At 70.7% G+C, this 13,797-nt stretch carries 12 protein-coding genes and 1 pseudogene; 6 read left to right on the top strand and 7 right to left on the bottom strand.

What is annotated here, in order from left to right; translation table 11 throughout:
• The first annotated feature begins 4 nt into the window (after positions 1–4).
• Positions 5–142, top strand: coding sequence for a hypothetical protein (locus MVG78_RS15645; RefSeq protein WP_247552967.1), 138 nt, complete (start codon positions 5–7; stop codon positions 140–142).
• Positions 143–283: 141 nt separating this feature from the next.
• On the top strand, positions 284–1,228 hold the full coding sequence (gene puuE, locus MVG78_RS15640) for an allantoinase PuuE (RefSeq protein ID WP_247552965.1): 945 nt from the start codon (positions 284–286) through the stop codon (positions 1,226–1,228).
• A gap of 18 nt (positions 1,229–1,246) precedes the next feature.
• Here the strand turns inward: puuE and MVG78_RS15635 are convergent, their stop codons facing one another.
• From MVG78_RS15635 to mprF, 3 genes are read right to left on the bottom strand one after another with little or no spacing between them, the layout of a single operon-like run.
• Positions 1,247–2,191: a TraB/GumN family protein gene (locus MVG78_RS15635; RefSeq protein ID WP_247552963.1), complete on the bottom strand. Its 945-nt coding sequence runs from the start codon at positions 2,189–2,191 to the stop codon at positions 1,247–1,249.
• Complete coding sequence (locus MVG78_RS15630) at positions 2,181–2,768, bottom strand: virulence factor family protein (protein WP_247552962.1); 588 nt, start codon at positions 2,766–2,768, stop codon at positions 2,181–2,183. The genes MVG78_RS15635 and MVG78_RS15630 overlap by 11 nt, the downstream gene beginning before the upstream one ends.
• Positions 2,695–5,529 carry a bifunctional lysylphosphatidylglycerol flippase/synthetase MprF gene (mprF, locus tag MVG78_RS15625; RefSeq protein WP_247552960.1) on the bottom strand — a complete coding sequence of 945 codons (2,835 nt, stop codon included), beginning with the start codon at positions 5,527–5,529 and terminating at the stop codon, positions 2,695–2,697. The genes MVG78_RS15630 and mprF overlap by 74 nt, the downstream gene beginning before the upstream one ends.
• 756 nt (positions 5,530–6,285) lie before the next feature.
• Between mprF and MVG78_RS15620 the strand changes: the two genes are divergently transcribed.
• On the top strand, positions 6,286–7,863 hold the full coding sequence (locus MVG78_RS15620) for a 2-isopropylmalate synthase (protein WP_247552958.1): 1,578 nt from the start codon (positions 6,286–6,288) through the stop codon (positions 7,861–7,863).
• A 61-nt stretch (positions 7,864–7,924) separates the two neighbouring features.
• On the opposite strand, the pseudogene MVG78_RS15615 reads toward MVG78_RS15620, so the two are convergent.
• From MVG78_RS15615 to MVG78_RS15600, 4 genes and pseudogenes are all read right to left on the bottom strand, one after another.
• Positions 7,925–8,269: pseudogene (locus MVG78_RS15615) on the bottom strand (transposase); the annotation flags it as partial.
• 455 nt (positions 8,270–8,724) lie between these two features.
• Positions 8,725–9,714: a Bug family tripartite tricarboxylate transporter substrate binding protein gene (locus tag MVG78_RS15610; RefSeq protein ID WP_247552956.1), complete on the bottom strand. Its 990-nt coding sequence runs from the start codon at positions 9,712–9,714 to the stop codon at positions 8,725–8,727.
• Positions 9,715–9,808: 94 nt separating this feature from the next.
• On the bottom strand, positions 9,809–10,561 hold the full coding sequence (locus tag MVG78_RS15605; RefSeq protein WP_247552954.1) for an SDR family NAD(P)-dependent oxidoreductase: 753 nt from the start codon (positions 10,559–10,561) through the stop codon (positions 9,809–9,811).
• A 214-nt stretch (positions 10,562–10,775) separates the two neighbouring features.
• Positions 10,776–11,015 carry a YMGG-like glycine zipper-containing protein gene (locus tag MVG78_RS15600; RefSeq protein ID WP_247552952.1) on the bottom strand — a complete coding sequence of 80 codons (240 nt, stop codon included), beginning with the start codon at positions 11,013–11,015 and terminating at the stop codon, positions 10,776–10,778.
• A gap of 205 nt (positions 11,016–11,220) precedes the next feature.
• Between MVG78_RS15600 and MVG78_RS15595 the strand changes: the two genes are divergently transcribed.
• Genes MVG78_RS15595 through mreD form a run of 3 tightly spaced genes read left to right on the top strand, consistent with a single transcriptional unit; the run spans position 11,221 to position 13,774 of the window.
• Positions 11,221–12,264, top strand: coding sequence for a rod shape-determining protein (locus tag MVG78_RS15595; RefSeq protein WP_019461572.1), 1,044 nt, complete (start codon positions 11,221–11,223; stop codon positions 12,262–12,264).
• 48 nt (positions 12,265–12,312) lie between these two features.
• Positions 12,313–13,185: a rod shape-determining protein MreC gene (mreC, locus tag MVG78_RS15590; protein ID WP_247552950.1), complete on the top strand. Its 873-nt coding sequence runs from the start codon at positions 12,313–12,315 to the stop codon at positions 13,183–13,185.
• A gap of 40 nt (positions 13,186–13,225) precedes the next feature.
• Positions 13,226–13,774: a rod shape-determining protein MreD gene (gene mreD / locus MVG78_RS15585; protein WP_247552948.1), complete on the top strand. Its 549-nt coding sequence runs from the start codon at positions 13,226–13,228 to the stop codon at positions 13,772–13,774.
• Positions 13,775–13,797 lie beyond the last annotated feature (23 nt).

The raw sequence follows: 13,797 nt of genomic DNA, 5'->3' as shown, positions 1-13,797 counted from the left end.
GGCGATGCGGCGTCCCGTCCTCGTGCTGCTGGCCCTGGCGCTCGCCACCTTGCCGCTGGCGGCCTGCCAGCGCCCGGCGAATGACGGCACCAGCCCCCGTGGCGCCTATGTGGGCGGCTCCGCCGGCTTCAACGCGCGCTGACGCCCAGGGTGGGAGGGCAGGGGCCTTGCGCTCCTGCCCGTGTCCCGACAGGAACGGGTTCCAGCCCGCCCCATGGCTGGAACCCCATCCCCGGGGTTCCGCTGCTGGAGCGGGACAGGCCAGGGACCGAAGGACGAGAGCATGAGCGACGGCAAGACCGGCGGCACCATCCTGGCCGCCGAAAGCGGCTTCCCCCGGGACTTCGCGGGCTACGGTCCCAACCCGCCCGATGCGCGCTGGCCCAACGGCGCCCGCCTCGCCTTGTCCTTCGTCCTGAACTACGAGGAAGGCGGCGAGAACACGCCGCTGAACGGTGACCCGATCACCGAGGCCTATCTGCACGAGGTGCCCGGTGGCCAGCCCCGCCGCGGCCTGCGCGACGAAAGCACGGAAAGCCAGTTCGACTACGGCGCCCGCGTCGGCGTCTGGCGCGTGCTGCGCCTGTTCCGGGAACGCGGCCTCCGGCTCACCGTCTATGGCGTGGGCCGGGCGCTGGAGCTGAACCCCGCCGTCGGCCGCGCCTTCGCCGAGGCCGGGCATGAGATCGCCTGCCACGGCTACCGCTGGATCAACTATGCCGAGGTGGACGAGGCCACGGAACGCGACCACATCGCCCGCAACGTCGCGGCGGTGCAACAGACCACGGGCACCACGCCGGTCGGCTGGTACACCGGCCGCATCAGCGGCAACACCCGCCGCCTCGTGGCCGAGCATGGCGGCTTCCTCTATGATTCCGACGCCTATGACGACGACCTGCCGCATTACGTGCCGGTGGGTGGCAAGCCGCACCTCGTCATCCCCTACACGCTCGACAACAACGACATGAAGTTCGCGGTGCCGCCCGGTTTCGGCACCACCGATGCCTTCACCGCCTATCTGAAGGACTCGCTGGATTTCCTGCGCGAGGAAGGCCGGACCACGCCGCGCATGATGAGCGTCGGCCTGCATTGCCGCCTCGTCGGCCGTCCTGCCCGCGCCGCCGCCCTGGCCCGCTTCCTGGACCATGTCGTGGCCTGCCCGGATGTCTGGGTCTGCACCCGCGCCGAGATCGCCCGGCACTGGTGGAAGGAGCACCCGCCCGCCTGAGCCGGGTGGGTCCTCCCGCTATCCCGGCGCCAGCCGCATCCGGAAGGCTTCCAGCCGGAAGCCCATGGCCTGGAGCAGCGCGAGCATCCCGTCCCCCCCGGCCAGATGCGCCGCGCCCACCACCGCCACCACGGGCAGGGCCGAGGCGGCCTCGGCCAGCCGCGCCGCCATCCGCCGGCTGCGGGCGCTGATCACGATCCGGTCGAACGCCGCGCGCCCGGCCTCGTCCCCGCCCATGGCCGCCACGGTCAGGCGCCGGACCTCGTTCAGGTCGCCATCCTCATGGGCGCGTTGCAGGGCGCGGTCCTCCGCCGCCATGCCGGCGGGATCGGCCAGCGCCCGGCGCAGGGCGTCCAGATAGACCGCCTCCGGCACGGCATCCGCCGCCGCCATGCTCTCGCCCACGCTTTCCAGCGCCCCGGTGCGGAGGCCCATGGCCCGGGCGGCGCCGCTCAGCCAGTCCTCCGGCGAACGGCCCCGGTCGGCGCCGGCGGCAGGGCAGGCTTCCCGGGCCACGGCGAGCAGCAGGATCGGCCGCAGCCGCGCCATCACCGTCTCCAGCCCCCGGCAGGCCGCGTTCCGCCGCAGCGCTTCCCGCTCGGCGGGGCTCAGCGCCCAAAGCGCGGGCCAGTCCCCTCCCGGCCGGAACAGTTCCTCGCCTGCCTCCTCCCCGGGGGCATAGCCGCTCTCGGTCAGCACCAGCCGCGCCCCGGCCAGGAGCCGCTCCACCGGCAGACGTGGCAGGCGCGGGTCCGGGGCGTGCGAACTGGGCAGGATGAAGCTCACCGGGCCCGGGCGGCCCAGGGGCATCATGCGGAAGGCCAGCAGCCCCGCCTCCGCCGTCTTCCCATCCGGCGCCGCGGCCCATCCCGGCGCCGGCAGGAAGGAACCCGCCAGCAACGCCAGCCCCAGCCCACTCCGCAGCAGGCCGCGCCGGCCGGTCGGCATCGGCTCAGCTCGCATCGGCCAGCCTCGCCAGGATGCGGTCTGCCAGCTTGGCGTAGTCCTCGTCGAAATGATGCCCGCCGCTGGTGCGGATCACCTGCGCCTTCTCCGGGTCGAGCAGGAGGCAGCCGGTCTCGTCCGCCTCTTCCTCGCCATAGACGCACTGGACCTTGGCCTGGTCCATCCGCGCCAGTTCCGGCCCGATCGGGATCTCGTCGGAACCACCCATGCCGATGAAGCCCGAGGCCGTCACCTCGTAGTCGATGTCCTTCGACATGGAGAGCAGGGAGATCAGGGCCACCCTCTCCCGTGTCTCGGGCGGCAGGAGGTTATAGGCGGAGGGGATCACGTCAGCCCCGAAGGAGAAGCCGATCAGCACCACGCGCGGCAGGTTCCAGAGCTCGGAATAGGTGCGGATCGCCTTGTCGAGGTCCTGCGCCACTTCCTCCGCCTTCCGGTGCTTCCAGAAATAGTTCAGTGAATCCCAGCCCAGAACGGACATGCCGCGCTCCTGCAGGATCTCACCGAGCTGCTGGTCCAGATCCGCCCAGCCGCCATCGCCGGAGATGATCAGGGCGAAGCTGTCGAAGCGCACCGGATCGGCCGGGATCTCCACCAGATAGGGGAAGTGGTCCCGCGTCCCTGGCGACTGCGCCTCGCCGGCCAGGAGACAGCCCGCCAGCACGGACAGCACCAGCGCCCGCCGCTGCACCGGGTGACGCGCCATGCCGCGCCGCCTCATTTGCCCACCACCCCGCGCAGCCCGCCGGCTTGCAGGGCCGCCACATCCGCCAGCACGACCCAGGGATCAAGCCCCCCGCCGCGCAGAGGTAGCGCGGCTCCCAGACCGGATCGAACTTCTCCTTGAAGGCCCTCAGGCCGCGGAAGTTGTAGAAACGCTCGCCCCGCCGGAAGACCCAGCCGCCGAGCCGGTGCCAGAGCGGCGCCAGCCGGTGCGCCGCGAGGCCGGACAGCGGCGCCATGCCGAGGTCGAAATTGCGGTAGCCGAGCTCCTTGGCGCGCAGCAGGAGCCGGATGAACAGGAAGTCCATGGTGCCGCCCGGGGCATCCGGCAGGTGCCGCATCAGGTCCACCGAGGCTTCTGCCTTGGTCACCGGCGTTTCCGAGATCGTCGCGAAGGCCACCAGCCGCCCGGTACCGTCCCGCACCACCGCCACCGGCTGGGCGCAGACGTAATGCGGCGCGAAGGCCCCGAGGGAGAAGGCCTTCTCCCGCGTTTCATGCGCCGCGAGCCAGGCATCCGACACCGCCTGCAATTCCGGCAGCAGGGCAGGGACCTCCGCCGGCGACAGGACGGTGAGCGTCATGCCATCCCGCTCCGCCCGGTTCAGCGCGTTGCGGAGATTGGCCCGTGCGCGTCCCTTGAGATCGAACCGGGACAGGTCCACCCGCGCCGCCTCCCCCAGTTTGATCGGCCGGAACCCGGCATCGAGATAGAGCGGCAGGCTCTCCGCCTTCACCTGGTAGAAGGCGGCCCGCGCCCCCTGGGCATCCGCCGCCTCCACGAAGCTCCAGATCAGGTCCGGCCAGCGGGCGCGGGGGCCGATCGGGTCGAACAGCGCGATCCAGGAGCGCCCGCGCTGCCCATACATCACGAAGGCATCGCCCGCCTCCGAGAAAAGCAGCGACTTGTCGCCCATCCGCACGAGCTGCGCGTCGGCGCGGTCGCTCGCATCCGCGATCTCGGCCGCCCGGGCCAGCATCGCCGGGCTCGGCTCCTCCTGCCGCCCCTGGGCATGGCGCAGCAGGCTCCAGAGCCCCACCGCGCCCAGCCCCATCGCTGCCGCCAGGGTCACGCGCAGGCCACGCGGCGCATCCTCGTCGAACTCGAAGCGCCACCAGAGCTCGTTGGAATAGGGCACGTCCCGGTTGGCGAAGAAGAGCAGCCAGACCGCCGCCGCCACCACGCAGCCCACGGCGACCAGCCAGCGCAGGGTGAAGGGCTGGGCGAAAAGCCGGGTGCGCCGGTCGAAGCGGTGCCGCGTCGCCAGCAGGGCCAGCAGCAACAGCAGCAGCGAGCCCATCTCCAGCAGCCCGCCGCCGCGCGCCACCGAGAGCACCAGCCCGCCGATGGCGCAGAGCGTGGTGACCCACCAGGCCGCGTCCAGCCGGTGCACCAGCCGGTCCGCGACCAGCAGGAGCACCAGGCCCGCGACGCTGGAGATCAGGTGCGATGCCTCGAAGAGCAGGCCCGGCAGGGCAGGGGCCAGCATGCCCGGCCCGTCCTCGCCGCTGGGCGCCACGCCACCGATCAGCAGTGCCGCCCCGGTGATGAAGGCGAGCGCGCCCAGGAAGCGCGGCGCCAGCCGGGTGGCCGCCCGCACGGGGCGGGACTGCCCGGCCAGGCTGGCGCCGCGCCGCGCCTCCGGCAGCACCAGCAGAGCCACCGCCAGGGCCAGGGGCAGCACGTAGTAGAGGATACGATAGAGCAGCAGCGCCGCCGCGACCTCGTCCAGCGAGACGGGCAGATCGCGGAAGGCCAGCAGCACCACCGCCTCGAAGACGCCGATGCCGCCCGGCAGATGGCTGAGCAGCGCCAGGACCAGCGCAATGGCATAGATCGGCAGGAAGGTGGACAGGCCCACCGCCCCTTCCGGTAGCAGCACCCAGAGCACGGTGGCCGCGGCGCAGACATCGACCGCCGAGATGGCGAGCTGTGCCAGGGCCAGCCGCGCCGAGGGCAGGCGCAGGGCGAAACGGCCGAGGGACAGCGTATCGGTCCCCGCGCAAAGGCCCACGAAGGCGGCCAGGGCCAGCAGCGCCGCCCCGCCGATGCCCCGCAGCAGCCCGGCGGAGGTGCCCAGCCAGGTCGCCACATGGCCGGCGCCCGCGATCAGCCCCGCCGCCCCCACGGCCACCACGCCCAGGCCGAAGGACACGCCGATGAAGCCGATGACGCGCGTGATCTGCGAGGGCCGTAGCCCCGCCGCCGTGTAGATCCGCCAGCGCACCGCCCCGCCGGTGAAGGCGCCGACGCCCACCGTGTTGCTCAGCGCGAAGCCGGTGAAGGAGGCCAGCGCCGCCACGCGCAGCGGCACCGGCGTGCCGGGCGCGCCATAGCGCAGCGCCGCGCGGTCATAGCCCACCATGCTGGCATAGCTGACCGCCGTGGCGAGGAGCCCGGCCGCCAGCACCCCTGGCCGCGCGCCCGACAGCGCCTCGACCACGGCGTCGTAGTCCAGCTCGGCCGAAAGGCTCCGAACGGCGAGGATGACCAGCACCGCCAGGGCCAGGAAGACCGCGCCGAGCAGCCAGGGCCGGAGCCTGGCCAGCCGCCGGCCCCAGGCGGAGCCGGGCGAGGCCGGCGCCAGCGCGGGCTCCGTCGCATCCGGCATCACGGCCGCCTCTACCGGTGCGGCGAGGCCAGCTTCCTGGTGGAGGCCGCGGCGGTGGGCGGCACCCTCTGGCGGAGCGACCCGTGGCTCCCATCCGGCCGATCCGTCATGGCAGCATCACTTCCGGCCTCATCATCCTGCTTCCGGGCCTCGCCAGATCCCCGGTTCCCGCCTTGCTTCCCATCGTACCCCTGGTCTGGCCCGGCCTGCCGGGGACGGGCCGGATTCGTATCCGGTCCGTCGCGCCCCGCTGGCCATGACCCTCGGCCTGCTCCCCCCGGGGCGGAGCCTGATTCCCTCACGCGGCTGCATGGTCCCCGGAGTTCCTCGCCGCAAGGGCGCCTGCCTCATAGCGGACGACACCGCATCAAAGTTTTCCGCCCCATGACGGTCCGGACACCCTCGCGGGGCCGGCGGTCCGCACCGGCGCGGACAGAAGCCGCAAGGGAAGTGGTTGTCCAGCCCGGCAAGTGCTGCTAACGCTGTCGCCATGACCGCGCGCGGCCACATCGCTGCCTTTTCCGTGGGCCGTCCGGCCCGCGATGGCGCGCGCCTCCTTCTCCTTCGACTTACCGGCCCCTGGGCGTAACCCCGGCGGGAGACCGCCGGCCGCGTTCAGGGGATCTTCCCCTAGGACCCTTCCCTGGGGACCCGGGCCCTCCGCGCCGCGAGAGATTCCGCGCCAGGGCCCATCAGCCACCGGAACATCCGTCCCGGCGGCGGTCCAGCCACGGTAAACCAGTCGAGAGCCTTCCGATGTCCATCACCCATCCCTCCTTCGGCACCATCCCGGACGAACGGGTCATCATCTTCGACACCACGCTGCGCGACGGCGAGCAGTCCCCCGGCTTCTCCATGAACCTGGAGGAGAAGCTGCGCATGGCGGACGCCCTGGCCGAGCTGGGCGCCGATGTGCTGGAGGCCGGCTTCCCCATCGCCTCGCCCGGCGACTTCGACAGCGTGAAGTCCATCGCCGACCGATTCAGCAAGGCTGGCCCCGTGGTCTGCGGCCTGTCCCGCTCCGCGCCCAAGGACATCCTGCGCGCCGCCGAGGCGGTGAAGACCGCCGCCCGCCCGCGCATCCATACCTTCATCTCCACCTCCGAACTGCATATGCGGGCCAAGCTGCGCATGACGCAGGAGCAGGTGCTGGAGGCCGTCGCCGCCTCCGTCACCCTGGCCCGCCAGCACGTGGCCGACGTGGAATGGTCCGCCGAGGATGGCAGCCGCACGGAGGACGACTTCCTGTGCCGCTGCGTCGAGGCCGCGATCCGGGCCGGCGCCACCACCATCAACATCCCCGACACGGTCGGCTATGCGGTGCCGGAGGACATGGCCCGCATCTTCACCATGCTGCGGGAACGCGTGCCGGGCGCCGATACGGTGATCTTCTCCACCCACAACCACAACGACCTGGGTCTGGCCGTGGCGAATACCCTGGCCGCCATCCAGGCCGGGGCGCGGCAGGTGGAATGCACCATCAACGGCATCGGGGAGCGCGCGGGCAATGCCAGCCTGGAAGAGGTCGCCATGGCGATCCGCACCCGCCAGAACGCCCTGAACAAGACCACCGGCATCAACACGCCGAACATCCTCAAGACCTCGCGCCTGCTGGCCACCATCACCGGCTTCGACGTGCAGCCGAACAAGGCCATCGTCGGCCGCAACGCCTTCGCCCATGAATCCGGCATCCACCAGGACGGCATGCTGAAGGACCGTGGCACCTACGAGATCATGACGCCGGAAAGCGTCGGCTGGACCAACTCCTCCCTGGTCATGGGCAAGCATTCCGGCCGCGCCGCCTTCCGCGACAAGCTGAAGGCCCTGGGCTACGAGGTCGGCGACAACCAGCTCAACGACGCCTTCGCCCGCTTCAAGGAAATCGCGGACCGCAAGAAGGTCGTCTATGACGAGGACATCGTCGCGCTGGTGGACGACCAGATCCTGCGCACCCATGACCGCATCAAGCTGACCGCGCTGACCGTCACCGCCGGCCTGCACACCCATCCCATGGCGACGCTGAAGCTGGAGGTGGATGGCGAGACGCATGAGGGCATGGCGGTCGGCGACGGCGCGGTGGACGCCACCTTCAACGCCATCCGCGCCGCCTTCCCGCACGAGGTGGGCCTGCGCCTCTTCGCCGTGCAGTCCGTCACCGGCGGCACCGATGCCCAGGCCCGCGTCACCGTGCGGCTGGAGGAAGGTGGCAAGCTGGTGGACGGGCAGGGCTCCGACACCGACACGATCGTCGCCTCCGCCCGCGCCTATATCCACGCGCTGAACAAGCTGCTGGTGAAGCGCGAGCGCACCGCCCCGGCCGCGATGACGGCCTGAGGGCAACGGGCGCGGGCGGATGGGACCGCCCGCGCCAGCGGGAGTGCTCAGACCTGGGCCGGGGGGTGGTCCTGCAACTCGTCCGGCTGTCCAGCACCGCCGCCGTCGGCTCGGCCGCGCGGCCTGCCTCCAGCCGCAGCACGACCCGCAGGTCGTGCACGATCGCCTCGAACACCCCGGCCGCCAGCCAGCGCCGGGCCTGGGCGTAGACGATGTCCCATGGTGGCAGGTCATTGGGCATCCAGCGCCAGGGCGCGCCCGTCTTGACCACATAGCGCAGCCCGTTGAACACCTCGCGCAAGGCGTGGCGCCGCTGCCCCGCCGCCTCGGGCAGCAGCACAAGATAGGGCGCAACCAGCGCCCATTCCTCATCAGATACGTCGGACGGATAGGACTTGCGGGTCATCCCGCAAATCTGGCCCTCCCATCAGTCCACAACAGCCTCTAGGCTGAGACCTGTTCCGTCCGGCCATGACGGGTGCGCGTATAAGCGCGCACATGCACGGTGCCGCCACCGCGTGTCTCCGCCTGAGCCAGGGCACACCATCCCCGCGTGACCCAGTCGCGGAAGCCAGTTTGTCCAGGCTGATGGGAACCCCAATAGAGGGGATCCCTCATGGCTGCGCGCAGATCGGCCTCGGTCAGTTTGACAAGGGATATGCTCCCCCCGGGGGGGATAATATTCCTTTTGAGGCGAAATATCAATATTTTCCTATCGCGTGACGATTGTCCTTGCCTTCGGGCTCGAAGCCGCCTGCCCCGACTTTACTCTGCCCCATGCGCCGGCCAGAGGCCCCTGTACTGACCCGCACCCGGCGTCCCGGCCCCTCGCTCCCCCGAGGGGCCGGAGAAGGATAACGCCTACCCCTCCAGCCTGATGTTCCGCTCGCGGATGATGCCGCCCCACTTGGCGCTCTCCGCCACGAAATAGGCCGGGAACTCCTCCCGCGTGCCGCCCACCGGATCGATGGCGAGCGGCGCCAGCTTGTCCTTCACCTCCTGCGTCCGCATCGCTGCCGAGGACAGTTCGGACAGGCGCTTCAGGATCGGTTCCGGCGTCCCCGCCGGGGCGAAGAGCGCGATATCGGTCGAGGCCTGGAAGCCGGGCAGGCCGGACTCCGCGACGGTCGGTACGTCGGGCAACTGCCCGTTCCGCTGCGCCGAGGTCACGGCCAGCGCCCGCACCGAGCCGTCACGCACGAAGGGCACGGCGGTCACCGTGTCGATGAAGGAAAGCTGGATCTCCCCGCCCAGCAGCGCCTGTGCCGCCGGCGCACCGCCGCGATAGGGCACATGCAGCATCTGGATGCCCGACTGCGCCGCGAAGAGTTCCACCGCCAGGTGGTTCGACACCCCGGTGCCGCCGGAGCCGAAGCTGATCTCGTTCGGCTTCGCCTTCGCCGCGGCCACCAGATCCGCCAGCGTGCGATAGGGCGAGTTGGCCTGCACGCAGACGGCCATGGCGTTGGAGGCCAGCAGCCCGATGGGCGCGAAGGCTTTCTCGTTGTCATAGGGCAGCTTGTACAGGAAAGGCGCCATGGCGAAGGTGCTGTTCGGGCTGACCAGCAGCGTGTAGCCATCCGGCCGCGCCCGGGCGACATAGGTGGCGCCCACCGTGCCGCTGGCCCCGCTGCGGTTGTCCACCACGAATTGCTGGCCGAAGGCGGTGGACAGGCTCTGCGCGATCAGCCGCCCCACGAAATCCGTCGAGCCACCGGCTGCGAAGGGCACGACGACCGAGACCGGCCGCGTCGGATAGGCGGCCTGTGCCGCCGCTGGCCGCGCGCGCCCGGCGGCGGTGGCGGTCAGGGCAAAGGCTGAGAGGCCCAGATGGCGTCGAAGCAGGGTCATGATGTTCTTCCTCGGACTGATCTTGTTTTCCCGGCCGCTCTCCGGCGGCCTGGTCAGGCGTGGTGTCGTGCTCGTCCGGTGCCCCGGCCGGGGGTCAATAGGTCGCCCGGCCGCCGGTGAGGTCGAAGGTGAAGCCGGTGGTGAAGGAGCAGCCTGGCCCGACGATCCAGGCGACCATGGCGGCGATCTCCTCCACCCGCAGCAGCCGGCCCATCGGGATCTTGGCCCTGCTGGCGGCGATATGCGCCTCGGACATCTGCGACAGCAGCTCCGTCTCCGCCATGGCGGGGGCGATGCAGTTGATCAGGATGCCGTCCTGCGCCAGCTCCTTCGCCACCGCCTTGGTGAAGGCGATCACGCCGCCCTTGGCCGCCGAGTAGCCCGAGATGAACTGCACGCCTTCCTTGCCCGCGATGGAGGCGACATTGACGATGCGCCCATGGCCGCGCTCCCGCATATGCGGGATCACGGTGCGGCATCCGTAGAAGACGCTGTTCAGATCGACGGCCAGCACCTTCGCCCAGGCCTCCGGCGGATATTCCCAGCACGGTGCCACGGGGCCGTTGATCCCAGCATTGTTCACCAGGATATCGACATGCCCCAGGGTGGCCAGGCATTCCGCGAAGGCGGATTGTACGGAGGGCAGGGAGGCGACGTCGACCTGCTGCAACAGGGCCGGGGTGAAACCGGCATCATCCGGGTCGAAGCTTTGCGGGCTGAGGTCCCAGACCGCCACCTGCGCGCCATGCTCGTGAAGGGCGCGTGCGATGGCCCGGCCGATCCCGCGGGCGCCCCCGGTGACGATCGCACGGCGCCCCCGCAAAGGAAGGGTGTCGGTCCTGCTCATGGAATCTCTGGTTTCCCCCGGCCGTGCCTTTTCCGGCATCGTTCCAATGGACCAATCATTCACCTACTGAACGGTAGAATCAAGCGGGATTTCCGGTCACGCGGAGGGCGGCGCCGGCGCCATGAAGCCGGCAACATGAAAAACGCCGCCCCTGGCCGGATGGCCAGGGGCGGCGTCTTGGCATCAGGAATTCGTCTGCTGGAGGCGAGGCGTCTCAGCGCCAGATCGGCCGGCCCAGGTTGACGTCATTGCCACTGGTGGCCGCGCCACCCAGGGCGCCGACGCCGCCGCCGATCAGGGCACCCGTGCCCGCATTGCCGGACAGCGACCCGATCGCCGCACCGGTGCCGGCACCCAACAGCCCACCCGAGACCGCACGGTCCCCGGTGCTGTAGCCGCAGGCTCCCAGCGACAGCCCCGCCAGGGCCAGGACGGCGAGGGTGGACTTGCGCATGGCTTCGCTCCATCGTTGCATTCTTGCAGCCAAAGGCTGATTTGGCTTTCCGGCCCGGTAACGTGCCACACATCGCGTGGTTGCATTTTCGAGACGCCCTGCCATGCCGGCAATGGTGCAAGAGGGGCTTGAGCCTACGCGCCAGGGGAGCTAGTCAGGCGCGCTCCCCCGCTACCCCCTTCCTCACGCACGAGGCGTCAAGCGCATGTTCTCCCGCATGTTCGGCTTCCTCTCGGCCGACATGGCCATCGATCTTGGGACCGCCAATACCCTCGTCTATGTGAAGGGCCGCGGCATCGTTCTGAACGAGCCCTCCGTGGTGGCCATCGCCGATCTCCGTGGCCGCAAGCAGGTCCTCGCCGTGGGCGAGGAAGCCAAGCACATGCTCGGCCGCACCCCCGGCAACATCGCCGCCATCCGCCCGATGCGCGACGGCGTGATCGCGGATTTCGAGGTGGCGGAGGAGATGATCAAGCACTTCATCCGCAAGGTGCATAACCGCCGCTCCTTCGCCTCGCCGATGATCGTGATCTGCGTGCCCTCCGGCTCCACCGCCGTCGAGCGCCGCGCGATCCAGGAAAGCGCCGAGAGCGCCGGCGCCCGCAAAGTGCTGCTGATCGAGGAGCCCATGGCGGCGGCCATCGGCGCCGGCCTGCCGGTCACCGAGCCCTCTGGCTCCATGGTCGTCGATGTCGGCGGCGGCACCACCGAGGTCGCGGTGATCTCGCTGGGCGGCATCGTCTATGCCCGCTCCGTCCGCGTCGGCGGCGACAAGATGGACGAGGCGGTGATCAGCTACATCCGCCGCCAGTTCAACCTGCTGATCGGCGAGAGCACGGCCGAGCGCATCAAGATGGCCATCGGCGCCGCCGCCGTGCCCGATTACGGCGAGGAAGGCCCGGTGATCGAGGTCCGTGGCCGCGACCTGATGAACGGCGTGCCGCGCGAGGTCTGGGTCAGCCAGCGCCAGATCTCCGAGAGCCTGAGCGAGCCGGTGACGGCGATCGTCGAGGCGGTGAAGGTGGCGTTGGAGAACACGCCCCCGGAACTGGCCGCCGATATCGTGGACAAGGGCATCGTGCTCACCGGCGGCGGCGCCCTGCTGTACCGGCTGGACCAGGTGCTGCGCGATGCGACCGGCCTGCCCGTCTCCGTGGCGGACGAGGCCCTGTCCTGCGTCGCGCTGGGCACTGGCCGGGCCCTTGAGGAGATGAAGCGGCTTCGCCACGTCCTGTCCTCGATGTATTGAGGACTCCCATCGCGGGGCCGAGCCGGGCGCCCGCCAGGACATGTGTGAATGATCCGACTGAGCATCCCGCTCCGGCAGGCCCTGTCACGGCTGACTCTGCCCGTGCTGATCGCAGCGGCCTTCGGGGCGATGCTCCTGGGCAAGGCCGATCCGCTGCTGGTCGAGCGCCTGCGCATGTCGCTGGCCGATTCGCTGGCGCCGCTCTATGCGGTGCTGTCGCGGCCGGTCGAGGCCGCGCAGGGGCTGGGGCAGCAGGCCACCGAGCTCTGGCAACTCCGTAGCGAGAATGCGCGGCTGCGCGAGGAGAACGAACTCCTCCGCCGCTGGCAGAACGCCGCCCTGGCGCTGGAGGCTGAGAACGCCCAGCTCCGGCGGCAGCTCTCCTTCGTTTCCAGCGCGTCCGCCACCTACCACACCGTGCGGGTGGTGGCCGATGCCGGCGGCATCTATGCCCGGGCGGTGCTGGTGGCCAAGGCACCAGGGCTCGGCCTGCGCAAGGGACAGGTGGCGCTGGACGAGCGCGGCCTGGCCGGCCGCATCACCGAGGTCGGTGAGCGGTCCGCCCGCATCCTGCTGCTCACGGATATCAACAGCCGGATCCCGGTGGTGCTGGAGGGATCGCGCTCCCGCGCCATGATGATCGGCACCAACGGCGCCCGCCCGCGCCTGCAGCACTGGCCCGAGGGCACGCCGCCGCAGGAGGGCGAGCGCGTGGTGACCAGCGCCGAGGCCGCCGCCTTCCCCACGGGCCTGCCTGTCGGCGTGGTCCACTGGTCGGAGGATTCCGGCGCGCCGGAAGTGGAACTTTTCGCGCAACTGGGCCGGCTGGACATGGTGCGGATCTTCGACTTTGGCCTGGCCGGCATCCTGCCGCCAGAAGCGGTGGCCCGCCCGGAACCCCGTCCGGAACCCCGGAAATAGTGCCGGTGCCCTGCTCCCCGCCTGGACCGGCCTCCCGCTGATGTGGCGACGTCCTCCCCTGGGGCAGCCGGACCCGGCGCCCGGGCTGCTGCGCCGGCTGGATGCCTTCGCACGCGCCGCCATCCCGGTGGCCGGTGCCGCCCTGATCCTCATTCTCGCCGCCACCCCGGTCGGCCTGCCGGCGCTGGGGCCCGGGCTGGTGCTGGGCTGCGTCTTCTTCTGGACGGTCTTCCGCCCCTCGGCCATGCCGGCCCTGGCGGTCTTCGGCCTGGGATTCCTGCAGGACCTGCTGAACTTCGCTCCGCTTGGCCAGGGCATCCTGACCCTGCTCCTGGTGCATGGCACGGCCTTTCGCCTGCGCCGCTTCATCGCCCGCCGCTCCTTCGCCACGGTCTGGCTGATCTTCTGCGCCTTCGCCCTTGCGGTGGCGGGGCTCTCCTACCTTCTACAGATGGTGCTCAGCTGGCAGCTCACGCCTCCCATGCCCGCCCTGGTCCAGGCCGGCCTCGCCGCAGGCGCCTATCCGGCCGTGGCGGCCATCCTGACGCGGGTCCATGTGGCCATGCGGCAGGCCGAGAGCCTGGCATGAGCGCCCGGCACCCAGGGGGCCGC

Source organism: Roseomonas gilardii subsp. gilardii (assembly GCF_023078375.1).
In the GTDB taxonomy this organism is placed as follows: Bacteria; Pseudomonadota; Alphaproteobacteria; order Acetobacterales; family Acetobacteraceae; genus Roseomonas; species Roseomonas gilardii.
The sequence above is the reverse complement of the archived record's forward strand: the minus strand, read 5'-3'. Positions and strand labels throughout refer to the sequence as shown.

What these genes read in the sequence shown, in the direction of transcription:
- MVG78_RS15645 (WP_247552967.1), top strand. Translation starts at nt 5, where the DNA reads ATGCGGCGTCCCGTCCTCGTGCTGCTGGCCCTGGCGCTCGCCACCTTG.
- puuE (WP_247552965.1), top strand. Translation starts at nt 284, where the DNA reads ATGAGCGACGGCAAGACCGGCGGCACCATCCTGGCCGCCGAAAGCGGC.
- MVG78_RS15635 (WP_247552963.1), bottom strand. Translation starts at nt 2,191, where the DNA reads ATGCGAGCTGAGCCGATGCCGACCGGCCGGCGCGGCCTGCTGCGGAGT.
- mprF (WP_247552960.1), bottom strand. Translation starts at nt 5,529, where the DNA reads ATGCCGGATGCGACGGAGCCCGCGCTGGCGCCGGCCTCGCCCGGCTCC.
- MVG78_RS15620 (WP_247552958.1), top strand. Translation starts at nt 6,286, where the DNA reads ATGTCCATCACCCATCCCTCCTTCGGCACCATCCCGGACGAACGGGTC.
- MVG78_RS15610 (WP_247552956.1), bottom strand. Translation starts at nt 9,714, where the DNA reads ATGACCCTGCTTCGACGCCATCTGGGCCTCTCAGCCTTTGCCCTGACC.
- MVG78_RS15605 (WP_247552954.1), bottom strand. Translation starts at nt 10,561, where the DNA reads ATGAGCAGGACCGACACCCTTCCTTTGCGGGGGCGCCGTGCGATCGTC.
- MVG78_RS15600 (WP_247552952.1), bottom strand. Translation starts at nt 11,015, where the DNA reads ATGCGCAAGTCCACCCTCGCCGTCCTGGCCCTGGCGGGGCTGTCGCTG.
- MVG78_RS15595 (WP_019461572.1), top strand. Translation starts at nt 11,221, where the DNA reads ATGTTCTCCCGCATGTTCGGCTTCCTCTCGGCCGACATGGCCATCGAT.
- mreC (WP_247552950.1), top strand. Translation starts at nt 12,313, where the DNA reads ATGATCCGACTGAGCATCCCGCTCCGGCAGGCCCTGTCACGGCTGACT.
- mreD (WP_247552948.1), top strand. Translation starts at nt 13,226, where the DNA reads ATGTGGCGACGTCCTCCCCTGGGGCAGCCGGACCCGGCGCCCGGGCTG.